The organism is Chryseobacterium capnotolerans (assembly GCF_021278965.1).
Lineage (GTDB): Bacteria > Bacteroidota > Bacteroidia > Flavobacteriales > Weeksellaceae > Chryseobacterium > Chryseobacterium capnotolerans.
In genome coordinates this window covers 2,326,190-2,351,020 of the sequence record NZ_CP065589.1, presented here as the reverse complement: position 1 = coordinate 2,351,020, position 24,831 = coordinate 2,326,190, and the positions used below count along the sequence as shown (strand labels likewise).

Below are 24,831 nucleotides of genomic sequence, written 5' to 3'. Positions count from 1 at the left end.
TTTCTATTTATTTTTCAAGTTTTTCCTTGATGTATTTCGCTGTATATGACTTTTTATTTTTCGTAAGATCTTCAGGAGTTCCGGCGAAAACTACTTCACCACCATGTTTTCCTGCTTCCGGTCCAATATCAATGATATAATCAGCACATTTGATGATATCCGGCTGATGTTCAATAACGATCACCGAATGTCCAAGATCAATCAGGGCCTGCAATGATTTCAACAGCTTTTGAATATCGTGGAAGTGAAGTCCGGTAGAAGGTTCATCGAAAATAAATAAGGTTTTGTCTGTAGTAACTCCTTTTACCAGGAATGAAGCCAGCTTTACACGCTGTGCCTCACCTCCGGAAAGGGTAGAAGAACTTTGTCCCAGCTGTAAATAACCTAATCCTACATCCTGTAAAGGTCTCAGCTTGGTTACAATTTTTTCTTCATTATTATCCTTAAAGAATTCCAATGCCTCATCTACTGTCATGTGGAGAATATCGGAAATGCTTTTCTCATCGAATTTTACTTCAAGAATTTCACTTTTGAATCGGGTTCCCTTACAAACTTCACATTCAAGTTCAATATCAGCCATAAACTGCATAGAAACATTGATTACCCCTTCACCTTTACATTCATCACATCTTCCGCCATCTACGTTGAAAGAGAAATGTTTTGGTTTGTAGCCCATCATTTTTGCTACTTTCTGCTTAGCAAAAAGGTCACGGATGTCATCGTAAGCTTTCAGATAAGTTACAGGGTTGGAGCGGGAAGACTTTCCGATAGGATTCTGATCGATCAGTTCAATATTTTTGATAAGTTTTTTCGGGAATTCTACAGAATCATAATCTCCTTTTTTTCCACCCATTCCCAGCTGAATCTGGATGTCGTTGGTAAGGATTTCCTTCATCAATGTAGATTTTCCACTTCCGGAAACCCCTGAAATAACGGTAAGACTTTCCAAAGGAACATCTACATCAATATTTTTAAGGTTATTTTGACGAGCTCCTTTAATATGAATCCACTCTTTTGCTTTTCTGCGTTTCTTTGGTACTTCTATTTCCAGTCTTCCTGTAAGGTATTCTGAGGTAAGCGTATTAGCTTTTTTCAGATCCTTATAATCTCCTGCAAATACCAGTTCACCACCAAGATAACCTGCTTCAGGACCAATGTCAATGATATAATCGGCAGCATGCATTACATCTTCGTCGTGTTCTACTACGATAACCGTATTTCCTAAATCACGAAGGTTTTTCAATACTTCGATTAGGTTTTCTGTATCTTTAGAGTGAAGTCCGATAGAAGGTTCATCTAAGATATAAATGGAACCTACCAAAGAACTTCCTAAGCTTGTTGCCAGGTTAATTCTTTGACTTTCCCCTCCGGAAAGCGTATTCGAGGTTCTGTTTAAGGTTAAATATCCTAACCCAACCTTTAATAAAAATTCCAGGCGGGTTGTGATTTCGTATAATAACCTCTTGGCAACTTCCTTATCGTGATCAGATAGCTTTAAGCTGTTGATTAATGGTGCTAATTCATCCAACGGAAGTTCAATCATGGATTGAATATTATGTCCGTCTACTTTTACCCAGCTTGTTTCTTCACGAAGCCTCAATCCTTCACAGGTTGGGCAAAGTGTTTTTCCTCTGTAACGGGAAAGCATAACACGGTACTGGATTTTATAAAGATTTTCTTCAAGCATTTTGAAGAAATTGTTGATGCATGGGAAATTGCTTTTGCCATCACCTTTCCCAAAGAAAGTTTTTCTGTTCCTTGGTCAATTGATGATAAGGTTTATGAATAGGGAAGTCCCCGGCTTTTTTGATGAAATCTTTTTTCCATTCGCTCATGGTTTCTCCTCTCCAGCAGACTACAGCGTCTTCGTAGACGGATAGTGTTTTATTAGGAACCACAAGATCCTCATCTATTCCAATTACTTTTCCATAACCTTCACAAGCAGGACAAGCTCCATATGGATTATTAAAGCTGAAGAAATGAACATTGGGTTCAAGAAATTCTATTCCATCCAGTTCAAATTTATTGGAGAACTCTTTTACCTTTTCTGTATTTGTATTCTTCAAAGAACAATAACCACGGCCTTCATAAAATGCCATCTGAATAGAATCTGCCAAACGCTGTAGGAAGCTTTCATCTTCTTCATAAGAAAAACGGTCGATTACCAGGTTGATTTTCATCCCTTTTTCCGGAGCAAATCCGAAACTTTCAAGATCTTCGATACCTGCTAGATTTCCATTGATCTCAAGTCTTGTAAAACCTGCCAGTTTTAAAACGTTTAACGTTTCCTTAAAATTATCAGCATCGTATTCCAATGGGGCTGTTAATAAAAAGGAAGTATCTTTTTGGGAAGCCTTAATAAAGTCTACCACATCAGAAACGGAATCTTTTTTCACTTCTTCCCCCGAAACCGGAGAAAATGTTTTCCCAATCCTCGCAAACAAAAGTTTCATATAATCATAGATCTCTGTAGAAGTTCCTACAGTAGAGCGCGGATTGGATGAGATTACTTTCTGCTGGATGGCAATGGAGGGAGCGAGTCCTTTAATATCATCAACTTTAGGTTTTTCTAATTTTCCTAAGAACTGACGGGCATAAGAACTTAAACTTTCCACATATCTTCTCTGGCCTTCTGCATAGATCGTATCAAATGCCAGAGATGATTTACCACTTCCTGATACGCCGGTAATAACAATCAGTTTATTTTTCGGGATCAGGACATCTATATGTTTCAGATTGTTAAGATGTGCATTCTTAACGAAAATCTGTTTTTTAATATCTATTTCTGTAGTATCAGCCATATTTTGTTTATTCATAAAAACAACTGTACAGTGTTGTAAACTGCCAGTTTAATGGTGTTTCCCGGAATATTCCGGGCGTCATCAATTCGAACTTTCAACATATCTTCGTATTCATCTGAGTGAGGCGGCTGTTTGTAAAAATGCTGCCAAAGATACAGTTGAAAAAGAATGTTCTCGCTGTAAAATTAAGACCCACAAAATTACGAATTTTTAGCGAAAATTATATGCTTCTCCTGTTACTAAAATTGTATATCAAAAAATAAAAATAGGACATTAGGTACCACAATAGGGCACTCAAAAAAAGGTAATTTAAAATATTTTTTGTGGAATTATTTTCTTTTTGCACTGTGTTTTTATTGAATTTTAAACAGTTTTTGATCTTTTAACATGTTTTTTTATCTGGGTATTGTTTTATGTTTTAAAATTATTTAAAATTGTATTCATAAATATGTAATATAGAAATGAGAAAATTATTCAGAGATCTAGTTACACATTTAATGAGAAAAAGATAGAAACCTCCCTCAAAAAACATAGACGCAGCATTCAGGCTGCGTCTTTTTTTATGACAAGTATCATTTGCCTGTCTTCATGAACTCCCTTACTTTTGAACCTTGTTAAAAGAAACTACGGAAACGGTTATGATCAAAAAGATAGGAAGTGCTTTTTTTTCTGGGATCTCTGCTTTGGGTACAGGCTCAGGAGAAAACTACAGATATTGAAAATATTGAATTTCAGGGGAAATTTATCTCTACACCTTACAAAAGTGCCAACCAGAATATTACGGTTATCACCAAAGAAGAAATTGCCAATGCACCCTCCAAAAGTATTGATGAAATTCTTCAGCAGGTTCCGGGTATGGATATCAGAAGGAGAGGGTCTAATGGAGTTCAGAGTGATATCAGTTTCCGGGGAAGTTCCTTTGAACAGGTTTTGCTATTATTAAACGGGGTTAGAGTCAATGATTCTCAGACCGGACACAATTCTATGAATATTCCAGTTGATCTGGAGGATGTGGAAAAAATAGAGATCATCAAGGGCCCTGCTGCCAGACGTTTTGGTCAAAATGCCTATGCAGGAGTCATTAATGTGATTACCAAACCAGGAATAGGAAAAAAGGTTAAAATCACTGCGGAAGGGGGTGATTATAGTTCTTATAGATTAGGCTTTAATGCCCAGATGGGAAATGAAAAGTTTTCCAATACCCTTCAGGCCAATACTTCAGGATCAGAAGGCTATATGTATAATACTGATTATGAAATCAGAAATGTATTCTATCAGGGAAAACTGAATATTAAAAATGGAGATCTGAGACTTCAGGCTGGTTTTTCGGAAAAGAAATTCGGTGCTAATGGGTTTTATGCTTCTAAAACGGCTGTAGATCAATATGAAGAAATGCAGGCTTCCGTTATAAGTATTGCACATCAACAGACTTTTGGGAAATTAAAAATTAATTCTAATGTATATTGGAGAAGAGGGCAGGATATGTACCTTTATAAAAGACAAGATCCTTCTTTTTACAGAAATATGCACATTGGGAATAATGTAGGTGGTGAAGTGAATTCCAGTTACCAATGGGGACTAGGAACTACCGGAGTGGGGGTGGAACTGAGAAAAGAGTTTCTGGTAAGCAGCAACTTAGGTAATCCAAATCGTTTTGTTTCTCAGGTTTTCTTTGAACACCATTTCTCATTATTAGATAAAAAACTAAACATCAGCCCCGGAATTTCATGGGCTAATTATTCTAAAGAAGGAAACTTTTTCTATCCCGGCCTGGATGTGGGATATAATTTCAATCCTAACAGTAAGATTTACGGAAATATTGCAAAAGTACATCGTGTTCCTACCTTCACGGAACTTTATTATATAAGCCCTACGGAACGTGGAAACCCTGGTCTGCAACCTGAAAATGCGATTTCGTCAGAAATAGGATATCAATACCAGAATAGGAAGGTCTTGGCAAAGGTGAGCGGATTCTTAAGGGATTCAAAGAATTCTATTGATTGGCTTAAAAAGGATCCCAAAGATTTAACCTGGTTAGCTGCAAATGTTGGAGATATCAAGGTGAAAGGTGTGGAAGCAGAGATTAGCTATAAGATAACAAACTGGCTGAAACCTACAGCTGGATATACCTATATTGACAGCAAATATCAGGAACCTAATGAATGGACTTCAAGATATATCTTGGATAACCTGAAGCATCAGATCATTGGTAAGCTGGAAACAAAATTTCTTGGTGGTTTTACCAATGAATTGGTGTACAGATATAATGAGAGAATGAATTTAGGAAGCTACCATCTTTTGGATGATAAATTAAGCTTTTATAAAAAGACTATTCCGTGTATGTTTTAGTGAATAATATCACCAATACAAAATATACGGAAGCATTTGGGGTTGAAATGCCGCAAAGGTGGTTCCATATTGGTTTTTCATACACAATTAATATGAAGTAAGTGTTAATCTAATATTAATGAAAGTTAATATTAACAAATTGTTAAAAAAATTAAATTTGCAAAAATTTTTTATGAAACGTTTTCTAGGTTTAAGTCTACTTCTTAGTCTATCTTTCTTCAAAGCACAGGAACACATTTCCAGCTTCAATGCAGTGACTTTAACCTACAAGTTTCATCCTAAGTTTTTCATGTATGGAGAAGGGCAGTTGAGAGGTAACGAAGATTATACCTATCCTGATTATTATGAAATAAAAGGGGGATTAGGGTATAATCTTACCAAGAATCATAAACCATTTGTGGGACTTGGAAGGTATGTGAATTACAAGGATAAAAAATTAAGCAGAGAAGAGTTTAGGGTTTGGCTTCAGGATATCATTGATGTTAAAAAGGGATTGTGAAGTTTGAGAACCGTTTTCGTGTGGAAAAAAGTTGGTTTTATGAACCACAAACAGATCAGACTTCTCAAAGAATGCGTTACCGTTATCGTCTGAATATAAGTGTTCCTTTAAACTCTAAAACGATCAAAAAAGGGACTGTCTTTGCGAATGCTTATGATGAACTTTTCCTGGTAACCCCGATGAAGCCTACTTTTGCGAGAAACAGAGTCTATGGCGGTTTCGGCTATCAGATCGATGATTACTTTGGAATTGTAAGCGGATACCTTTGGCAGCGCGAATTTGAAGCCAAAGGAAATAAAAATCTACATTTTATCTACCTGGCTTTGAACATCAACATTGATGGCACAGACCATGAGGTAAAAACATATGATTTCCCTGGTGCAGATTAATATTTTTCTATCAGATAACGGTAGGCTTTAAGATATTTATTAAACCTTTTAATGTCCTTAGGAGTAAGCTCACGGTTTACTCTTCTAAGGTCCATATTGTCGCGAAGATCATTAATTTTTACTGCGACTGCAAGAAGAGATCTTTCTGTTCTCTTAATGAAGTCATCATAATCTTCTTCCGGATCAAATTTAGTAAGGCAGCTGATGGCGAAAATAATGTATTCAGGAAAGCCCTCTGTTCTTAAATAATCAAGACTGAATTCCAGTGGATGATCTTCTACAACATCATGCAGTATACCCACAATTTTTTCATCAATTGTTTTCCCGTATTCCATGACACGCATAACGTGGCCAATGTAAGGAGCGTGGTATTTATCAGTTTGTCCTTTATGAGCCTTATCGGCAATCTTTATCGCTTTATTGAGTAATTCTTCTTTTGTCATTTTTCTATGAAAATAGAGTACAAAAATAAAAAATGCCTTAAAAAAATAAGACATTTTTATAAAGATTATTTACAATTATTCTAGAAATTCGTTTCATCCTCTACAGGAGCATTAGGAGCGTTATTTTTTACGGATTCTATTCCGTTTTCCATGCCATTGTCTGATTCATACATTTGACTGGTTCCGATGATTTGTCCGTTTCCGGCTTTAAGATTGAAGTAACACCTGCCGTCTCTGGCCGTGTTCCTTTCAAATTTAGCATCTTCCTGAGAGTTGGTTTTTACAGAACTGATTCCGTTTTCACAAGATGGTTTGGTACTGTATCCCTGGCTTGTTAGAATGACCTGGCCATTCCCGGCTTTAAGATTGAAATGGAATTCGCCATTGGTTCTTTTAGAAATAATAAATTTTCCCATAGGTTTGTATTTTGAGTTAATGGTTTAGTTATAATAAATTTAGGAAAAAATATTGGAATTGTTCAAGATTTGCGTTCAAATGAATAAATAAGAAAAACGCCCCGAAATGGGGCGTTTTGAAATCAAATTTATGGTATAAAGACTAATAAGCTCCTTTTTCAATATAGTGAGCAGCTACTTTTTCAGTTAATGCTACTACATTTGGATGATTAGTATACTTAGTGAATCTTCTTAATCCTGAAAGCATCATTCTCTGCTCATCTCCTTCAGCGAAAGAAATAATTCCTTCTTTAGCGGCTACAATGATTTTCTCAACAGCCTTGTAAAGGTTCAATTGAGCCATCGCTGCTTCTACAGAATCAGGGGAGAAGTGTTTTTCAGCTCTTAATACTGCAGATTCTGCCATATAGATTTGGTTAAGGATCTCAGAAGCATTCAATAATAAATGTTGTTGCTTTTCGATATCCATCATATACTTTTGAAGAGCCGCTCCAGAAACCATAAGGAATACTTTCTTAAGGTTAGCGATAATCGCTTTTTCTTCGCTCATGAATGCTGAATAATCAGGAACTTCAAAAGAAGGAATACCCATCAATTCTTTGCTGATTGCCATGGCAGGAGATAAAAGGTCTAATTCACCTTTCATTGCTCTCTTAATAAGCATTCCTACAGCTAGTAATCTGTTGATTTCGTTAGTCCCTTCATAAATTCTTGAAATTCTTGAATCTCTCCATGCAGCTTCCATTGGAGTATCTTCAGAGAATCCCATACCTCCGTATACCTGAATACCTTCATCAGCAGTGTGCTGTGCAAGATCAGAAACAAACACTTTAAGGATAGAACATTCTACAGCGAATTCTTCAACACCTTTAAGTTCAGCAGCCTGGTGATCCATTCCACCAGCTACCAATTCGTCAATTTTGTCCTGAACGTTTTTCGCAGCTCTGTAAGAACCAGCCTCACTTACGAAAACTCCGGTTGCCATTTCAGCAAGTTTCTTTCTGATCGCTCCGAAAGTAGAGATAGAAACGCCAAACTGCTTTCTCTCGTTAGAATATTGGATAGAGTGGTTTAAAATTCTTCTTTGAGCATCTAAACAAGCAGCCGCTAATTTGATACGACCTACGTTCAATGCATTTAAAGCGATTTTGAAACCATTGTTTCTTTCTCCTAAAAGATTCTCTACAGGAACTTTCATATCATTGAAGAAAACCTGACGGGTAGAGGACGCACGAATACCTAATTTGTGTTCTTCTTCACCGAAAGTTAAACTTTCAGGGTTCTCCAATTCAGATCTGTTGATTACAAAACCAGTGATGTTTTTATCATCATCAATTTTAGCGAATAGTGTGAATGTATCAGCAAAACCTGCATTAGAGATCCACATTTTCTGTCCGTTGATGATATAATGTTTTCCATCTTCAGAAAGCTTGGCTCTTGTTTTCCCAGAGTTCGCATCTGAACCTGCATCAGGCTCAGTTAAGCAATAAGCTCCGAATTTTGTTCCTGTTGCTAAGTCCGGAAGATATTTTTTCTTTTGCTCTTCAGTTCCATAAAGAACGATAGGCAGGGTTCCGATTCCGGTGTGTGCCCCATACGCCGTTGCCAATGATCCTGTAGTTCCGGAAATGTAATCACAAGCTAACATCGTAGTTACAAAGCCCATCCCAAGACCTCCGTATTCTTCAGGAACTGCGATTCCCAACATTCCCATATCTCCAAGCTTACGCATTGTTTCTTCTGTGAATGCATAATCTTTCTTTTCGAAACGTTCTCTTTGAGGGACAACCTCTCTATCTATAAATTCCTTCGCAGAATCACGAAGCATTTTTTGTTCTTCATTCAGTTCTTCAACACTGAAAATTTCGTTTGCAGGAATTTCCTTGATCAGGAACTCACCTCCTTTTAGTGTAGCCATATATTATTTTGTTTTTTTAGATTAAAGAACAAAGAGAAAAGAATAAAGACTTACAATGTTAAATTTTTTTGAAAGCCAGAAATCATTCTCTGTAGTTCTGTGATTTTATTTTCTATTTTTTCGGTTTTAGAAACTTCAAGATAATTTCTGTTGCCCGAAATAATAATTTGAGTTTGTAATTCATAAAGAGAGCCAATACTTATTTCTAAAAAACGATTAAAATCCTTGGTTGAACTTCTGCTTGAGCCTTCTGAAATATTAGAGGCTACAGAAACTGTACATCTTCTAATTTGAGATTTAAGTCCAAATTCTTCGTTTTTTGGAAAACTATCTGTAATACCATAAATTTCATCAGCTAATTCAATGGACAGTTTCCAGATGTTAAGATGTTTGAAATTATGTTTCATTATAGTCTTTGCTCTTTATTCTTTACTCTTTTAGTCTATAAGAGTTCAAAAATTGAAGCCGCTCCTTGTCCTGTTCCAACGCACATAGAAACCATTCCATATTTGTTGCCACGTCTTCTCATTTCATCAAGAAGCTGAACAGTTAGTTTAGTTCCTGTACATCCCAGTGGATGACCAAGAGCGATAGCACCTCCGTTTACGTTTAAGATATCCGGATTTAATCCCAATTCTTTTTTAATTGCTACCGATTGTGATGCAAAAGCTTCGTTTAACTCAATTAAATCAATATCTTTTAGTTCAAGACCTGCTTGTTTTAAAGCTTTTGGAATGGCATAAACAGGTCCCATTCCCATGATTCTAGGCTCAAGACCAGCAGCAGCATAGGCTACTAATCTTGCTTCCGGTTCAAGACCTAATTCTTTTACCATTTCTTCGCTCATTACCATAACGAAAGCAGCACCGTCACTCATTTGAGAAGAGTTTCCAGCTGTTACACTTCCTCCGTTAGCGAAAACAGGTCTAAGTTTAGCTAAACCTGCCAGAGAAGTGTCAGCTCTTGGACCTTCATCTACAGAGAAATCGAATTTCTTAGTCTGAATCTTCTGATTTTCATCAAGGAAGTTATATTCTACTGGGATCGGAACGATCTGGTTAGCAAATTTACCTTCCTGATTCGCTTTTAAAGCTTTCATATGGGACTCAAAAGCAAACTGATCTTGTTCTTCTCGGGTAATATTATATTGCTTTGCTACTTCTTCAGCGGTGTAACCCATTCCCCAATAATAATCAGGGTTTGTTTTTGCAATATCCGTTTCCGGAACCGGCTTATAACCACCCATCGGAATGTAAGACATAGATTCTGTACCACCAGCGATGATACAATCTGCCATACCAGCCTGAATTTTTGCAGAAGCAATAGCAATCGCTTCACTTCCTGAAGCACAGTATCTGTTTACAGTTACTCCCGGAACTTTATCTGTATTTAGACCCATTAAGGAAATCAAACGAGCTACGTTTAATCCTTGCTCTGCCTCAGGCATTGCATTTCCTACAATAAGGTCATCAATTCTGTTTTTATCTAATTGCGGAAGCTCAGCCATTAATTTTTCAATAACGGTAGCTGCCATGACATCAGGACGTGTAAAACGCAGGGAACCTTTTGGTGCTTTTCCTACTGCTGATCTGAATCCTTTTACAATGTATGCTGTTTTCATTTTTTTTAAATTAAATTATTTTTTGAAAGATTTTTGCCTCGTAGAGGTAAACTGTCCATAGCTTGTTTGTGTTGTTTTGCAATTTGAGGAGCTCCGTAGGAGCGACCTGCTAATAATCAATCCATTCAAATAAATAGTTCGAATCATATTCTATTTCAAATTTTGACATAAAGTCCAGATATTCTTCTCTAAAAGTTTTCTTCTTATGATGTTCTTCCTGGTTTAAAATATATTTTACAACCGAATCAACACCGCTTTTAGAATAAGAAAAAGCTCCATACCCTTCCTGCCAATTGAACTTTCCATTCATCCATCTTTTTTCATTGATGAATTTTGAAGAACCTGCTTTAATATCTCTAACTAAATCTGAAACTGACATTGTTGGATTCATACTTATGAGAATGTGTACATGATCAGGCATTGCAAACACTGCGAATAATTTTTGATTTCTATTGGAAACGATACCTGTAATCAACCGATGTAATTCTTCTCTGTTTTCTTTTGAAATCAGGTTTTGTCTTCCTTTTACAGCGAAAACAATTTGAATATAAATCTGGGTATAGGTATTGGCCATAAATCTAACGTGATCGTCTATTATCAGGTCGCCTCTACGAGGCTTTCCTATATTCTAAATTATTCATAGCTATTAACAGTTCGCTCCTACGGAGCTCCCCATTAGTTTCTTAATGGTTTCCCATTTTGTAACATGTACTGAATTCTCTCTAAAGTTTTTCTTTCACCACAAAGCTGAAGGAATGTTTCTCTTTCAAGGTTCAATAAATATTGTTCAGTAACTATTGTTGGTTCAGATAAGTTTCCACCTACCATTACGTTGGCTAATTTATCTGCAATTTTCTTGTCATGTTCAGAGATATATTTTCCTGTTAGCATCTGGTCTGTTCCTACATAGAACATTCCTAATGCATCTCTACCCAAAACTTTTACTTTCTGTTCGATAGGTTGAGTATATCCTTGTTCTGCCAATAGTTTTGCTACTTTTTTAGCTTCAGCAATCTGTCTGTTTTTGCTTACGGAAACGATGTCTTTTCCTTTTTCAAGAATTCCCATATCATAAGCTTCATAGGCTGAAGTTGCTACTTTACCCATAGCAATGTTCATAAAAGCATCACGAAGTCTGTTATTTTTAACATCATCACTGTGGAATTCTCTTGAAGTTCTTAAGGTAAGCTCCTTAGTCCCACCACCACCAGGAATTACACCTACACCGGTTTCTACCAGTCCTATATAAGTTTCTGCTGCAGCAACCACTCTGTCTGCGTGCATTGTCATTTCGCAGCCACCTCCTAAAGTCATTCCGTGAGGAGCAACTACTACAGGAATAGAGGAGTAGCGTACTCTCATCATTGATTTCTGGAAGTAAGCAATTGCCATATTCAAGTCATCCCAATCCTGCTCAATAGCCATCATAAGGATCATGGCAAGGTTAGCTCCTACAGAGAAATTAGCTCCTTGGTTTCCTACTACTAATCCGTCGTATTCTTTTTCTGCTAAATCAATCGCTCTGTTTAATCCATCTAAAACTTCGCCTCCGAGAGAGTTCATTTTAGAGCGGATCTCGAAGTTGATAATACCATCCCCTAAGTCAAGAATAGCTGAACCTGAATTACTCCAAAGCGTTTTATTTTTTCTGATATTATCAAGGATAATAAAAGCATCCTGCCCAGGTATTTTGTTATATGCTCCTGAATTTTTATCTACATAAATGCTTTGTCCTTCATCGTTAACTTTGTAGAATGTTTCTACATTTTTAACCCAGTCAGAAACTTCGTATCCAGCATCTTTCGCTAATTCAATACCTTTTTGAACTCCTACAGCATCCCAGATTTCAAATGGGCCGTTTTCCCATCCAAAACCAGCTCTCATAGCATCGTCAATTTTGTAAACTTCGTCTGAAATTTCAGGAACTTTATGAGAAACATATGCGAATAATGCTCCTAATGATTTTCTGTATAGTTCACCTGCTTTATCTTTACCTCCGATTAGTACTTTGAATCTGTCAATTGGTTTATCAATAGACTTAGTTAATTCTAAAGTAGGGAATGAAGATTTTCCTTGAAGTTCATATTCTAAGGTATCAAGATTTAGTCCATGAATTTCAGATTTTCCATCTGCGTTCTTCACTTTTTTATAGAAGCCCTGCTCCGTTTTTGAACCCAGCCATTTATTATCCATCATTTTCTGGATATAAGGAGGAAGAGCAAATACATCGTTAAAGTCATTCGCTTCAGCACCACTTTGACGAACACCGTTGGCTACCATTACTAAAGTATCAAGACCCACAACATCAGCAGTTCTGAAAGTCGCAGATTTTGGGCGTCCGATTACTGGTCCTGTTAATTTATCAACATCAGAAACAGTAAGTCCTAATTTCTGTACATTGTGAAGAAGATCCATCATAGAGAATACCCCAATTCTGTTGGCAATGAATGCAGGAGTATCTTTTGCTAAAACGGTAGTTTTACCTAGGAATTTAGCTCCATAATTCATGTAGAAGTCTATGATTTCAGGATCTGTATCGTTAGTTGGAATAATCTCAAGAAGAGGAAGGTATCTTACCGGGTTGAAGAAGTGAGTTCCTGCAAAGTATTTTTTGAAATCTTCGCTTCTTCCTTCAGTTAAAAAGTGGATAGGAATCCCTGAAGTATTGGAAGAAATTAGTGTCCCTGGTTTTCTGAATTGTTCTATTTTTTCGTATACAGACTTTTTGATATCCAGTCTTTCAACAACTACTTCAATAATCCAGTCCGTATTTTTAATTTTTGGTAAATCATCATCGAAGTTTCCGATTTTGATTCTATCTGCAAACTTTGGTGAATAAAGAAGTGCAGGGCTTGCTTTTTTTAGTTTTTCGAAGTTTTCGGAAGCAATTCTGTTTCTTACTGCCTTGTCTTCTTTGGTCAAACCTTTTTTCTGTTCAGCTTCAGTCAATTCGAACGGGACAATATCCAAAAGAGACACTTCCACACCAATATTGGCGAAGTGAGCCGCGATACCGCTTCCCATAATTCCTGAACCAAGAACCGTTACATGTTTGATTCTTCTTTTCATATCTATTTTTTTATTATTTATAAGGTTATATGAACCATACGGTTCATGATAATTTATTTTCTGTTATTTAATAGTTCATTGGCTATTTTCATGATCTCAGTCATCACATCTTTAAAAGTATCCATCTTTTCCGGGCTGATCTTCTCCATTACTTTTTTATTAAAGTTGACAACAACTTCCTTAGACATGTTTCTGGAGTTTAATCCTTTATCTGTAAGTTTGATAATCACCTCTCTTTTATCCGTGGTGGTTTTCTCTTTATAGATATAGCCGTTATCTTCCAGAAGTTTAATAATTCTTGTGAGGGAAGTGGGTTCAATGGCCATTTTAGGTCCAAGATTCGTACTTCGCGTTCCTTCTTTGGGATCAATTTTAAGAAGGGTAAGTGCTTGTACTGCCGTGGAATCATGTTCCTGAGCCAATTCTGTGTACATTTTAGAGACAGCCAACCAGGTCTGCTTTAAAATTAAATCTACGTTTTCTATTTTTTCCTTATTATTATCCATCATTTTTGCGCTAATGGTTTTACCCAAATTTAGTAAATATTATGCATGCATAATATTTATTAACGTTAAATTTTGTTAATAGACTGATAATAAAGAAGTTAAATTGTATGATTTGCATAATACTATGCATGCATAGTATGTGAAATAATCAAAGAAAACTACTGATTAATAAATGTTTCCAATGAAATTTGTGATTTCTTCAAAGGATTCGCATTGTTGTTTATGGGAATCATTAGTAATTACCCAAAAACTATTCTTAAACTCAAAATGAAGGGAGGAAAGGTCTTTTGAGAAGTTTTTTTGAAGCAAAGAATAGAGCATTTCCTTCTGAACTTGCGGGGCAGAGATGTGTGGCGGAATAAAACTCTCGTGTATTTGAAATAATGAAGCATTCGTTAGTTCATCATGTTGCAATAATACATCTTCTACAATTCCTGCATGAAGCTGTGAGTCTTTTACATACCAAATTTTATCTGCAAACTCTTTGGCCAGACGCCAATCATGTGAAGAAAAAAGAATAAGTTTATTTTGTTCCTTAGCCAGTCTTCTCAGGGTTTTCAGGATAATAATCTTATTTTTTTCATCCAAATGAGTGGTGGGTTCATCCAGGATAATAACGGGAGAGTTCTGGGTAATAGCGCGTCCAATAAATGCCTTTTGAAGATTTCCATCCGAAAGATTCTTAAGAAGTGTGTATTTGTATTGCCCGAGATCAAGTTCTTCAATAATATGAGCTACTTCTTCACGGTCTTCTTTTTTCAGTTCAAAGTAGAAAGGATAGTAGATGTACTTTCCTAAAGAAATAAGATCTTCCACAGTATAATGCTGTGGGATCATTGATTTTGAAAAAACAATCGCAATATTCTCTGCAATTTCTTTTACAGAAAGCTTTTTTACATTTTTATTATTAATTAAAATCTCTCCGTTCAATAATGGAATCTGATGCAGAATAGATTTGATCAAAGTTGTTTTCCCTACACCATTATTTCCAATCAATAAGCATACATCACCAAGCTTTAATTCTGCATTAGCATTTGAAATTAATGTTGTATTGTATCCGATATTGGCTTGTTTGATTTGTATATACATGCTTGATGTTGGTTAAAATGCAAAGTTGCAAATTGTATTACAAAAATACTGTTTTAGGGCGCATGGAATTTGACTTTATCAAATTTTTATAGATTATTTACTATTCTTGAAATTCCATTTTTAAAAATATCAGATTGAAAATTGAGTAGCATACCCAGTTTACAATTGGCCATTTTTAAATAAGTTAAAAGTTGGGCTTTATGAACAGGACTGATATAATCAACAGTTTTTATTTCTAAGATAACTTTGTTTTCTATAATCATATCAAGCCTGAAAGCATTTTCAATTTTCAAATCCTCATAAATAATAGGAAGTAGTTTTTGTCTTTCCACTAAGAATCCTGATTTTGTTAATTCATAGAACATACATTCTTCATAAACATGTTCAAATAATCCCGATCCAAGTTTTTTATGAATTTTTAAACCAGCATCAAAAACAATTTTTGATAATTCGTTTTCTGTCATTTGTTGTGTGTTTTTTGTAATTATAAATATAAGAATTGTTGGATAAACGCAAAGACGCAAAGGTCTATCATGCATTGTGTATATTTTAAGGCGCAAGAAAATCAAAGATTTTCAGCAAGCAGAGTTTTTATTGATGTGGTATTCAATTTTATCGTAGATAAAATCTTTGCGCCTTAAAGCATTATGCAGATAAATAATTTTTGCGTTTTCCAACAGGAATATCACACTTTATTTTGTCTCAAAAACATCTTTATCACAAGAATTTCAACTCCAGAACTTATTTTGATATTTTATTTCTGTAGATTTTGTAATTATAAATATAGTGATTGTTGGATAAACGCAAAGACGCAAAGGTCTATCATGCATTGTGTATATTTTAAGGCGCAAGAAAATCAAAGATTTTCAGCAAGCAGAGTTTTTTATTGATGCGATATTCAATTTTATCGTAGATAAAATCATTGCGCCTTAAAACATCATGCAGATAAATAATTTTGCGTCTTTGCGTTTTCCAACAGGAATATCACACTTTATTCTGTTTCAAAAGCATCAGCAGGATCACAGGAATTCCAAATACGGAACTTATCACATTCAGCGGGATCTGAGTTTTTTCGGCAATCACAGAGAAAAACAGCATCACCAGCATCCCCAGGAACATATTTAGAATCCACTGCTGCCATAATTTGGAAGGGTTGTAGATCAGTCTGCAAAAATGCGGAACAATAATTCCAATAAACAGAATCGGTCCTAAAAATGCAGTAATAGAGGCAGAAAGTAGGGAAGATGCTACTATTATTAAAAGTTTTAAATGCTTCAGATTAACTCCTAAACTCTGGGCATACGAAGTGCCTAATGAATTTCCGATTAATGGTTTTATAGATTTAAAGCAGAAAAATAACCCTATCAATATTAAGATGGATAACACATAGATCTGATTTCTGGTGACCATATTATTAGCCCCGAAAGACCATAAAATATAGTTTTTCAGGCTTTGATTTTCCGCGTAAAATTGTAATAAAGAAACGATAGCTCCTGCAAAAGCAGATACCAGAAATCCAAAAATAATCAGGTAAGATTTATCCTGAAATTTATTGGACATGGATAAAAGGATCAGCATCAGTAATAAACTTCCCCCAATAGCTGAGAAACTTAGAAAACTGTTCTGCAGAAATTCCGGGATCAGAATATTATGGGAAAAGAAAATATAAAATGCCACTGATAAACTGGCCACAGAGGTAATTCCTAAAATATCAGGTCCGGCTAATGGATTTTGGAAGTATTCCTGCATCAAAAACCCTGATGTTGGAATTGAAATTCCAGCTAATAGCATAACCAGAACTCTGTTAATACGGATTTCGGCAATTTGACTTTGTGCAGAATCCTGGATGAAATCCTGAAGGCTTAAACTCAAAAACCCTGTGTTCAGGTTAACAATTGCGCCTCCAATAATGGCAATCGTCAACAATAAGCACAGGATCTTAAATCTTTTTGACATGATTCAGAAAGATGTATATTTTATTTTAGAAATGCATCAATTTTAGAGTTCAATACTTCCTCTGTCATCATTCCTAAATACTCATCTGTTTGGTTTCCTTTTCTCATGAAGGTAAAAGGAATTGAACCTCCATCCCATTGTTTAAAGTTTTTGGAAAAGAAACTTGGATCCAGCTTTTGTCCATCCAGTAAAATAACGTCGGCTCCAAGATTGTGCTCTGCCACAAAATCTTTTACTGCAGTATCCCAATCTGCCTTGTCATCAAGGTTTACGAAGGTGAATTTTACAGGTTTATCTTTTAATTCCTGCATTTTGTTTTTAAAACTTGGAATTTCTCTGATGCATGGGCCACACCAGGTTGCAAAAAAGTTGGTAACGTATAAAGTGTCATTATTTTTAGCCAATTGCTTTCCGATATTTTCAGGAGAAAGTTCTTTGGGAGTAAATGTTGCTGCCTGGCTTGTTGCGTTTGGAGCTACAGCTGTTGAATCTGTTGCAGAAGGAGTATCTTCAGATTTTGAAGTTTCTTTTTTACAGCTGTAAAGAGCAGTCAGGATCAACGTGGATAAAATTATCTTCTTCATAAATTATTTTTTATCTATTTTTGAATTGAAGTATGGAACAACAAATCTATAAAGGGAAACTTATACAGTTTCATCCGTTAAAAATAGCGAAAAAGGTAGAGCTGACCAAAAATACTTTTTCTCTGGAGTTTGATATTCCTGAGAATTTGAAAGAAAACTTTAAGTTTGATGCGGGGCAGTTCGTCAGTGTAAAATTTCAATCACATGGAGCAGAAGTTATTAATGATTATTCAATGACTTCTGCTCCTTATGAGGGAAAAATATGTTTGGGAATAAAAGTTAATTCTCCAGATGGAGCTACTTCTCAGCTTTTTCAGAACTATAGTGAAGGAGATGAGTTAATGGTAAGTGAGCCTGCCGGAAGATTTACAATAGTATCGAAGCCGAGCGAGTTCAGAACAATTGTTGCATTTGCCGCTGGGATTGGAATTACACCTATTTTAAGTCATTTTAAAAATATTCTCCATAATGAACCAAGAACAAGATTGTTTTTATTCTTTGGAAATAAAAGCTCAGAAGATTTAATCTACAGAGATCAATTAGACAATCTTGCCAGGACATGTGGAGACAGACTTCAGATCTTTTACTTCTTTTCACAAGAAAAAACGGCAGATCAGTTTTTCTATGGCCGTTTAGATGAAAAAAATTAAACTTAATTATCAATCAGATCCTTCATTTGGATGATACTGACGAGGAATCTACAATTTGGGATGCTGTGGATGAAGTATTGATCTGTGGAAAAGGAGAGATGATTAAAACGCTTGCAAATGCTTGTTATCATCACGGAATTCCCAAAAGAAATATTCATTTTGAACTTTTTGAAGAATATAATGATGATATTTATCCTGTAGAAAAAGAATTTCCACTTATTGAGAATATAGAGGTTGAATTTATCATGCTTGGAAAGAAATATACCACTCAACTTCCTGATAATAAGGATAGAATATTACAGCAGCTTTTGATTCAAAAATTTCCGGTTCCTTATTCTTGTAAGTCGGGAATCTGCGGAAGCTGCGAATGTTCTTTGGAAGAAGGAGAAGTGGAACTGCTGGAAAATGAATATCTTACCGAAAAAGAGGAAGAACAGGGACATATATTAGCATGCATGTCAATAGTGAAAAGTAAAAAAATAAAGCTTAACTTTGATCTTAGTTGAGAATTATTAGGAACATATTTAACCTGGGATTGGTATCATTGGAATTGGGAATTTTGATGATATGCTTCTGTAATGTTTGGGTTTTCGGACTTACCAACGGGCGTACCTATACCAAAATTTCAAAAATTCCGCCACGGGAAGTTGCCTTAGTGCTTGGAACTTCTCCAAAGATGAGATCTGGTGTATCTAATCCTTATTTTACTAAAAGAATGGATGCTGCAGCTCTTCTTTATCATCATGGAAAAATTAAGAAAATTATTGTAAGCGGAGAGAAAAGTAAAGGGTACAACGAACCCGCTGCAATGAAAAACTATCTGACCTATCAGGAAGGTGTTCCCGGAGATATCATTGTTGAAGACCCGAAGGGTTTTAACACCTATAAAAGTATTCTTCGCTGTAAAGATATTTATAAGAAGAAAAATGTCATTATTGTTTCTCAGGGATATCATAACCTCCGGGCTTTATTTTTTGCAAGAAATAATGATATGAATGCGTTGGGATTTGATGCGCAGGATGTAACGAAACCTGAAAGTTTCTACAGAAATCAGGCGAGGGAAATCCTCGCCCGTGTTATTGCTGTAGTCTATTTTATTTTGGGTGTCTCTCCGGATTAGAAAGGATATCCGAAAGCAAAGTTGATCGTAGGTTTGAAAGGCTGTAACGTTTTGAATCTCCAACGGTCACCTTCTGGTTTATTCGGATCAAAGATTTTATAAGCAAAATCTAATCTTAGGGTGATGTATGCTACGTTTATTCTTAAACCGAATCCACTACCAATACCCATTTGTCCTAAGAATTTATTGAATCTGAATTCGTCCTTGTGAGCATCATTATGATTACGAAGACTCCATGTATTTCCTATATCCGTAAACAGTGCTCCTTCATACATATTATTAAATGGAACTCTATACTCGATATTGGTTGTTAGTTTTACATCATTGGTCATGTAAGCACGTACTCTTTCGTCAACCTGTGAATCTGCGGGACCTAATCCTCCGAAAGCTACCCAAGCTCTGATATCATTAGATCCACCATTGAAATAAGACTTAATAATAGGCATGTCATCAGAATTTCCATAAGGAATACCAACCCCAATAAACTGGCGGAGAACTAAGGTCTGATTGCCATTGAATTTGAAGTATTTTCTGGTATCAATATCAAATTTTACGAATTGGGCATAAGGAATTCCAAAGATCGTTTTTTGGGGGCTGAAACAACCCCGCCGTCATTACTTTTCTTATTGAATAAACTTAAAATATTACCTGCAAGCTCAACTTTTCCATTAAAATAGAAGGCATTTGGATAATCTTTCTTTCCAATTTCATTATAAACAAAGTTATAGATCATGGAAGATATAAAAACATCCTGTGTCTGTCTTTCTTTATTAATTAAACTTCCTTTGAATGTTGTAAAAAGATCTTGGCCCTGTTGATCAAGGCCGTTCAGATAACCTTGATTATTAAGGATCTTTTCAGTAAGTTCATCTGCCGTAAGTTTTCCGGATTTATAATCCGGTTCAAGGTCAGGATAATTGTTAAAATAGCTCTTAAACATTTCGTCTCTTACAATCCCATCGTTTACAAAATAATCATAATAGGCATTTTTATTTTTTGTCAAACTGATTTGTGTATTAAATAAAGTCAGTTTATGATATACCAAATCATTTACCGTTGCCTGGTAATTTAATCCTGTATTAAAGTTAACCCTTCCAAGCCCGATATTGTTCTGTATAGATGCTCCCAACAAAATTGATGAAGTAGGAGTGTATCTTTTAGGAATGAATTTATAATAATTAAACGGCAATAGTAATCTTGGAAAGTTCAGGGATGCCTGAGCAGATATTTCATATGCCAATACTCTTTTATCTGTATTTTCTGTACTTGCAATAGATCCAAATGTTCCGGAAAGGCTGGTGGAAAGGTTTTCTGCCCCTCTGAAAAGATTTCGGGTAGTAAGATCCACAGAAGGAGAGACTCCAAGATTCAGAATCTGGGAATAATTAAGATCAGTTCCTACTTTAAGCTCATACTTAGGGAGCGGCTTCAATAGGTATAAGACATCTACAATGCTGTCATTAGGGGAAGTAAATCCTCCATGTCTTAGAGAGTCTCTGGCTTTTACGATACTGAAGTTGTTCATCGTGAGAAGATTCCTCTTGGTTACATCCAGTTTCTGCTGATCATAGGTCTGTTTACTGTCTACAATGATGGTTCTCCACAATGATGATGTTTTATATTTATCATTCATTTTATGGAATCTTATCCTTCTTAAACTGTCTTTAACCGTGTTTTTAGGATAATCACTGGCTTCATCTACAATGGCCACATCAATATTTCCAAAAGTAGCCTTTTTATAAGGTCGATCAAGAGAATCCTTATGGATCTCCAGAGTTAATGGAACTTGTTTTTTGCTTTTTAAAGAGTCAGCAACAAAATAGACTTCATCATTGGTACTGTTGAATTTATAATAGCCATATTCTCTCATCAAGTCAGTAATCCTTGTTACTTCCTTTTCAAGGACGGTCTGGTCCAGTATTTTACCTGACCTTATCAATGTTTTGTTCAGATGGGCATTATAAACCTGTTTTATTCCCTGATCCGGAATATTAAAAAAGTAATCTTTAATATAGGTAGGATCATTATGTTTGATGAAGTAGTTTACCGTCGCCTTCTTAGACGCAGAGTCTAAATTATGTCTGTATTTCACCTCTGCATCCCAAAAACCTCTATAGGTAAGTCTTTTTTTGATAGATTCCGAACTCTTTTCACTTCTGGTCTGATCCAGAATAACAGGAGGAGAACCCCATGTGTGCAATAGACGGTCAAAGAAAAGATTTTTTCCGACACTGTTTTTCATATTATACTTAATAAATAATGAATCCCTCAGTTTCTGATCTCTCATTTCACGAGGATAGGTCATATATTCATTAAGGATTGTGTCGTATTTTGGGTTGGCCATATTGTAAAACATAAGGCCTAAAGGCATAAAAAGAACTTGCTTCTTATTAGGCTTCTGCTGAACATAATCTTTCAGCTCTTCATCAAAAAATTCTTTCTTATCTTCGAATTCAAAATTGTTCTTAGTAAGCAGATAATCACCATCTGGAACCTTTTTTGTGGTACTACAAGCATAAAGGAGACCAACAAATGTTGCAAATGAGATAATTTTATAATATTTTTGAGGAGAATTCTTATAATGCTTACAGCTCATACAATAAAAGTTTTACAATCTTTAGATAAAAAGAAGTTCAGACAAAAATACAATTTGTTTTTGGTTGAAGGTAATAAAATCATTTGTGAACTTTTCAATTCTAACTTTAAAGTTAAAGAAATATTATCAACCGATCCGCAAAAATTGGACCGTACTGATATCCCTATGACTCATATCTCTGAAAATGAGTTAAAAAAAATCAGTTTTCTTAAAACTCCCAAAGATTCTGTTGCGGTGTGTTATCTGGCAGAAGAAGAAACATGGGAAGATAAGAAGATACAACTTGTTTTGGATGGTATTCAGGATCCGGGGAATTTAGGAACCATTATTCGATTGGCAGACTGGTTCGGGATAGAACAGATTATCTGTAGTGAAGATACTGTAGATGTTTATAATCCTAAGGTAATTCAGGCCACAATGGGGTCTTTTACAAGGGTAAATGTCGTGTATACAGATCTTGTGGAATATCTTTCTAAAACTGAAAATGTAAATATCGGAACGGATATGGATGGAGAAAATATCTATACTTTTGAGAAACCTGAAAAAATCAATTTGATTCTTGGAAATGAAGGAAATGGAATGAGGCCGGAAACGGAAAGACTATTGCAAAAATGCATCAGCATTCCAAGGTTTGGAAAATCCCAGTCTACAGAAAGCCTGAATGTATCCATGGCTGCCGGAATTATTTTAGGACAGCTATTTTCTAAATAGATTTTAGGCTTCAGATATCAGATTTAAGACATTATTCACGTGGGGAAATTGATTGCCCAACTGATCGTTCTGAAATCTGATATCTAATACCTATAAAGTTTCTATATCAATTGTTCCATGCTGGAAACACTTTTGTTTTTCTGATATACTTCCAGTTTTTTTCTGACATATTTCAGTGCAATAGGAGCGAGGTAAATCAATGCAACACCTACCAGCTTATTTTTCCAATTAGAACTTTTCATATTCTTTTTGGCGTAGTTGCCAACGATAGCGGTAACCCCTAGCTTGATAATACTGTCTGCAATATTTCCTTTAAAAGCTGTGCTGGCAAGTCCTACAGCAGTATTTTTACTGATCAGAAGGTCTTTAACTTCTGAAGTAAGCTGCTTGGCGATGACATCTTTTCGCAGGACCACTTTTTCATCACCGTCTTCATCTACTTTTTCCTGAAGATACTGATCGCTTAAACCATTGGTAAATGCACTCAGGCTTTCTTTGGTATTCTTAAACGTAAGAAGGTTTTCCAGATCACTAATTTCACCTTTAAGCAGTTTTTTCTTTCTTCTTAATTCTTCTATGCTTTCATATTTTCTACTCATGGCTTGAATGATTTAAAAATTTAATAACCTGATCTGCAACAGTGTTCACGATCTTATTTTTGAATGAAATGACAAAAGCCATTACTAAAGCATAAAATGCCGCTACAATTAAGAAACCATAGGAATAATTATCCAGGGCTTTGCCGATAAGAAAAGCGATTCCAAAATTGAAAAGGATAATAAAAAAAGCAAAAGCAACAAGCAGTACTACAAAGTAGGTAATGAGCCCGGCAGAAAGAGATGACTTTTCCGTAGCTTCTATTTTCAGAAGATCGATTCTCTTCGAGGCGTATTCTTTAATAGTTTCTATCATTGTTTTTTTTTAAAGTTACAAAAAAAGGAACTTTCGCACAAAAGTTCCTTTCTGTAATTTACTTAAAAAAGATAAATTACTTATGATTTAAGATCGTTCAATTCAGCTTCTACATCTTTTACTACATCTGCAGTTTTAGAAACAATCTGATCTTTGTATTTATCATACCCGTCTTTCACAGTATGTGCTACGTTATTTGCTGTTTCTTTAAAAGTAGAAGAAATATTGCCATATTGGTCTTTCACTTTTTCAGAAACCTCTCCGTATTTGTCTTTTGCCTGATCTTTTAGATCATTTGCTTTAGTTCTGATTTTTTTTCTGGTTTCTTTACCTTCTTCCGGTGCATATAACATTCCTAAGATTACACCTGCTGCAGCTCCTGCAAGAAGTCCTGCCAATATACCTGCTGTATTTTTTCCGTTTTTAGACATTTTAAGTTTTTTAATAGTTAATAATAGATTAGTTTTTACACTAATAAAACTTACAATTTGTATACCAAAGGAGGCTGTGTGCCTATTAAAAATTGTTAAATCTTTTCGATGTAAGAAAGAATCAGTTCTATGGTTTCTTCTTTAGTAAGCTCAGAATTGTCGATTACTGTAGCGTCGTCAGCCTGCTTTAACGGAGCAATTTCACGCTCACTGTCAATTTTATCTCTCTCAATAAGGTTTTGCTTTACCTGTTCTTTATCGGCTTCAATTCCCAGGTTTTTTAATTCGAGAAATCTTCTGTTGGTTCTTTCATCAATACTGGCAGTAAGGAAGAACTTATAGTCTGCATTTGGCAGAACTACTGTCCCAATGTCACGTCCATCCATAATAACACCTCCTTTTTCTGCTATAGAACGCTGAGATTGTAATAAATAATCTCTTACTTCCTTTTGTTTGGCTACCAGACTTACATTATCAGAAACCTCATTGGTACGAATTTCTTTAGAAATATCAACATTGTTAAGAAAAAGAACTAAGGTTCCTTCATTATTTTTAAATTCAAGATGAATCTGATCTAAAGATGAAAATAAAGTCTTCAGATCAATCCCGCCTTCTTTATTCAGACAATGCTGCAGGGCAAACCAGGTAACTCCTCTGTAAAGTGCTCCTGTATCCATATGAATCAGTCCTAGCTTATCAGCAATGATTTTGGAGATAGAACTTTTTCCGGTAGACGAGTACCCATCGATAGCTATTACAGGTTTTTTCATA

At 35.5% G+C, this 24,831-nt stretch carries 21 protein-coding genes and 3 pseudogenes; 6 read left to right on the top strand and 18 right to left on the bottom strand.

The window, feature by feature from the left end; translation table 11 throughout:
* Positions 1–7 precede the first annotated feature (7 nt).
* Positions 8–2,801: pseudogene (uvrA, locus tag H5J24_RS11195) on the bottom strand (excinuclease ABC subunit UvrA).
* A gap of 657 nt (positions 2,802–3,458) precedes the next feature.
* Between uvrA and H5J24_RS11190 the strand changes: the two are divergent.
* From H5J24_RS11190 to H5J24_RS25580, 3 genes are all read left to right on the top strand, one after another.
* Positions 3,459–5,150, top strand: coding sequence for a TonB-dependent receptor plug domain-containing protein (locus H5J24_RS11190; protein ID WP_232816306.1), 1,692 nt, complete (start codon positions 3,459–3,461; stop codon positions 5,148–5,150).
* A gap of 172 nt (positions 5,151–5,322) precedes the next feature.
* Positions 5,323–5,649, top strand: coding sequence for a DUF2490 domain-containing protein (locus H5J24_RS25585; RefSeq protein WP_283250778.1), 327 nt, complete (start codon positions 5,323–5,325; stop codon positions 5,647–5,649).
* 20 nt (positions 5,650–5,669) lie between these two features.
* Positions 5,670–6,038: a DUF2490 domain-containing protein gene (locus H5J24_RS25580; RefSeq protein ID WP_283250777.1), complete on the top strand. Its 369-nt coding sequence runs from the start codon at positions 5,670–5,672 to the stop codon at positions 6,036–6,038.
* Here H5J24_RS25580 and H5J24_RS11180 read toward each other — a convergent pair.
* From H5J24_RS11180 to H5J24_RS11125, 12 genes are all read right to left on the bottom strand, one after another.
* Positions 6,035–6,481, bottom strand: a complete 447-nt coding sequence (locus H5J24_RS11180; RefSeq protein ID WP_068943125.1) for a phosphohydrolase — start codon at positions 6,479–6,481, stop codon at positions 6,035–6,037. The two genes, H5J24_RS25580 and H5J24_RS11180, sit on opposite strands and share 4 nt — an antisense overlap.
* Positions 6,482–6,561: 80 nt before the next feature.
* Complete coding sequence (locus tag H5J24_RS11175; protein ID WP_068943126.1) at positions 6,562–6,897, bottom strand: YegP family protein; 336 nt, start codon at positions 6,895–6,897, stop codon at positions 6,562–6,564.
* A 142-nt stretch (positions 6,898–7,039) separates the two neighbouring features.
* Entirely contained in the window at positions 7,040–8,815 is a 1,776-nt protein-coding gene (locus H5J24_RS11170; RefSeq protein ID WP_068943127.1) for an acyl-CoA dehydrogenase family protein, read from the bottom strand.
* Positions 8,816–8,865: 50 nt separating this feature from the next.
* Complete coding sequence (locus H5J24_RS11165) at positions 8,866–9,222, bottom strand: four helix bundle protein (protein WP_068943128.1); 357 nt, start codon at positions 9,220–9,222, stop codon at positions 8,866–8,868.
* Positions 9,223–9,257: 35 nt separating this feature from the next.
* On the bottom strand, positions 9,258–10,436 hold the full coding sequence (locus tag H5J24_RS11160) for an acetyl-CoA C-acyltransferase (RefSeq protein WP_068943129.1): 1,179 nt from the start codon (positions 10,434–10,436) through the stop codon (positions 9,258–9,260).
* Positions 10,437–10,545: 109 nt separating this feature from the next.
* On the bottom strand, positions 10,546–11,010 hold the full coding sequence (gene tnpA / locus H5J24_RS11155; protein ID WP_068943130.1) for an IS200/IS605 family transposase: 465 nt from the start codon (positions 11,008–11,010) through the stop codon (positions 10,546–10,548).
* Positions 11,011–11,111: 101 nt separating this feature from the next.
* A complete protein-coding gene (locus H5J24_RS11150; protein ID WP_068943131.1) occupies positions 11,112–13,505 on the bottom strand; it encodes a 3-hydroxyacyl-CoA dehydrogenase/enoyl-CoA hydratase family protein in 2,394 nt (797 codons plus the stop codon).
* A gap of 53 nt (positions 13,506–13,558) precedes the next feature.
* Positions 13,559–14,011 carry a MarR family winged helix-turn-helix transcriptional regulator gene (locus H5J24_RS11145; RefSeq protein WP_045502437.1) on the bottom strand — a complete coding sequence of 151 codons (453 nt, stop codon included), beginning with the start codon at positions 14,009–14,011 and terminating at the stop codon, positions 13,559–13,561.
* Between the two features lie 165 nt (positions 14,012–14,176).
* Positions 14,177–15,100, bottom strand: coding sequence for an ABC transporter ATP-binding protein (locus H5J24_RS11140; RefSeq protein ID WP_068943132.1), 924 nt, complete (start codon positions 15,098–15,100; stop codon positions 14,177–14,179).
* Positions 15,101–15,186: 86 nt separating this feature from the next.
* Positions 15,187–15,564 (bottom strand): GxxExxY protein, encoded by a 378-nt coding sequence (locus H5J24_RS11135; protein WP_068943133.1) that lies wholly within the window; start codon positions 15,562–15,564, stop codon positions 15,187–15,189.
* A 520-nt stretch (positions 15,565–16,084) separates the two neighbouring features.
* Positions 16,085–17,056, bottom strand: a complete 972-nt coding sequence (locus H5J24_RS11130; protein WP_068943134.1) for an iron ABC transporter permease — start codon at positions 17,054–17,056, stop codon at positions 16,085–16,087.
* 20 nt (positions 17,057–17,076) lie between these two features.
* Positions 17,077–17,640, bottom strand: coding sequence for a TlpA family protein disulfide reductase (locus H5J24_RS11125; RefSeq protein WP_068943135.1), 564 nt, complete (start codon positions 17,638–17,640; stop codon positions 17,077–17,079).
* Positions 17,641–17,672: 32 nt separating this feature from the next.
* Here H5J24_RS11125 and H5J24_RS11120 point away from each other — a divergent pair.
* Together H5J24_RS11120 and H5J24_RS11115 are read left to right on the top strand one after the other, a co-directional pair.
* Positions 17,673–18,796 (top strand): annotated as a pseudogene (locus tag H5J24_RS11120) (2Fe-2S iron-sulfur cluster-binding protein).
* A gap of 56 nt (positions 18,797–18,852) precedes the next feature.
* Positions 18,853–19,410, top strand: a complete 558-nt coding sequence (locus tag H5J24_RS11115) for a SanA/YdcF family protein (RefSeq protein WP_390881157.1) — start codon at positions 18,853–18,855, stop codon at positions 19,408–19,410.
* Here the strand turns inward: H5J24_RS11115 and tamL are convergent.
* Positions 19,407–22,006, bottom strand: a pseudogene (tamL, locus tag H5J24_RS11110) (translocation and assembly module lipoprotein TamL). The gene H5J24_RS11115 and the pseudogene tamL sit on opposite strands and share 4 nt — an antisense overlap.
* On the opposite strand from tamL, the gene H5J24_RS11105 reads away from it, so the two are divergent.
* A complete protein-coding gene (locus H5J24_RS11105) occupies positions 21,992–22,717 on the top strand; it encodes a TrmH family RNA methyltransferase (protein WP_068943139.1) in 726 nt (241 codons plus the stop codon). The pseudogene tamL and the gene H5J24_RS11105 sit on opposite strands and share 15 nt — an antisense overlap.
* A gap of 101 nt (positions 22,718–22,818) precedes the next feature.
* On the opposite strand, the gene H5J24_RS11100 is transcribed toward H5J24_RS11105, so the two are convergent.
* The 4 genes from H5J24_RS11100 to cmk form a co-directional block, all read right to left on the bottom strand.
* Positions 22,819–23,316, bottom strand: coding sequence for a phosphoribosyl-ATP pyrophosphatase (locus H5J24_RS11100; RefSeq protein WP_068943140.1), 498 nt, complete (start codon positions 23,314–23,316; stop codon positions 22,819–22,821).
* On the bottom strand, positions 23,309–23,629 hold the full coding sequence (locus tag H5J24_RS11095; protein ID WP_068943141.1) for a phage holin family protein: 321 nt from the start codon (positions 23,627–23,629) through the stop codon (positions 23,309–23,311). The genes H5J24_RS11100 and H5J24_RS11095 overlap by 8 nt, the downstream gene beginning before the upstream one ends.
* Positions 23,630–23,709: 80 nt before the next feature.
* Positions 23,710–24,060 (bottom strand): YtxH domain-containing protein, encoded by a 351-nt coding sequence (locus tag H5J24_RS11090; protein ID WP_068943142.1) that lies wholly within the window; start codon positions 24,058–24,060, stop codon positions 23,710–23,712.
* A 95-nt stretch (positions 24,061–24,155) separates the two neighbouring features.
* Positions 24,156–24,830, bottom strand: a complete 675-nt coding sequence (cmk, locus tag H5J24_RS11085; RefSeq protein WP_068943143.1) for a (d)CMP kinase — start codon at positions 24,828–24,830, stop codon at positions 24,156–24,158.
* Position 24,831 lies beyond the last annotated feature (1 nt).

Excerpts from the sequence above, each read along its gene's own strand:
- H5J24_RS11135 (WP_068943133.1), bottom strand. The coding sequence starts at position 15,564 with ATGACAGAAAACGAATTATCAAAAATTGTTTTTGATGCTGGTTTAAAA.
- H5J24_RS11175 (WP_068943126.1), bottom strand. The coding sequence starts at position 6,897 with ATGGGAAAATTTATTATTTCTAAAAGAACCAATGGCGAATTCCATTTC.
- H5J24_RS11180 (WP_068943125.1), bottom strand. The coding sequence starts at position 6,481 with ATGACAAAAGAAGAATTACTCAATAAAGCGATAAAGATTGCCGATAAG.
- H5J24_RS11095 (WP_068943141.1), bottom strand. The coding sequence starts at position 23,629 with ATGATAGAAACTATTAAAGAATACGCCTCGAAGAGAATCGATCTTCTG.
- H5J24_RS11105 (WP_068943139.1), top strand. The coding sequence starts at position 21,992 with ATGCTTACAGCTCATACAATAAAAGTTTTACAATCTTTAGATAAAAAG.
- H5J24_RS11140 (WP_068943132.1), bottom strand. The coding sequence starts at position 15,100 with ATGTATATACAAATCAAACAAGCCAATATCGGATACAATACAACATTA.
- H5J24_RS11160 (WP_068943129.1), bottom strand. The coding sequence starts at position 10,436 with ATGAAAACAGCATACATTGTAAAAGGATTCAGATCAGCAGTAGGAAAA.
- H5J24_RS11100 (WP_068943140.1), bottom strand. The coding sequence starts at position 23,316 with ATGAGTAGAAAATATGAAAGCATAGAAGAATTAAGAAGAAAGAAAAAA.
- tnpA (WP_068943130.1), bottom strand. The coding sequence starts at position 11,010 with ATGGCCAATACCTATACCCAGATTTATATTCAAATTGTTTTCGCTGTA.
- H5J24_RS11145 (WP_045502437.1), bottom strand. The coding sequence starts at position 14,011 with ATGGATAATAATAAGGAAAAAATAGAAAACGTAGATTTAATTTTAAAG.
- H5J24_RS11130 (WP_068943134.1), bottom strand. The coding sequence starts at position 17,056 with ATGTCAAAAAGATTTAAGATCCTGTGCTTATTGTTGACGATTGCCATT.
- H5J24_RS11115 (WP_390881157.1), top strand. The coding sequence starts at position 18,853 with ATGATATGCTTCTGTAATGTTTGGGTTTTCGGACTTACCAACGGGCGT.
- H5J24_RS11125 (WP_068943135.1), bottom strand. The coding sequence starts at position 17,640 with ATGAAGAAGATAATTTTATCCACGTTGATCCTGACTGCTCTTTACAGC.
- H5J24_RS11090 (WP_068943142.1), bottom strand. The coding sequence starts at position 24,060 with ATGTCTAAAAACGGAAAAAATACAGCAGGTATATTGGCAGGACTTCTT.
- H5J24_RS25585 (WP_283250778.1), top strand. The coding sequence starts at position 5,323 with ATGAAACGTTTTCTAGGTTTAAGTCTACTTCTTAGTCTATCTTTCTTC.
- cmk (WP_068943143.1), bottom strand. The coding sequence starts at position 24,830 with ATGAAAAAACCTGTAATAGCTATCGATGGGTACTCGTCTACCGGAAAA.
- H5J24_RS11165 (WP_068943128.1), bottom strand. The coding sequence starts at position 9,222 with ATGAAACATAATTTCAAACATCTTAACATCTGGAAACTGTCCATTGAA.
- H5J24_RS11150 (WP_068943131.1), bottom strand. The coding sequence starts at position 13,505 with ATGAAAAGAAGAATCAAACATGTAACGGTTCTTGGTTCAGGAATTATG.
- H5J24_RS11170 (WP_068943127.1), bottom strand. The coding sequence starts at position 8,815 with ATGGCTACACTAAAAGGAGGTGAGTTCCTGATCAAGGAAATTCCTGCA.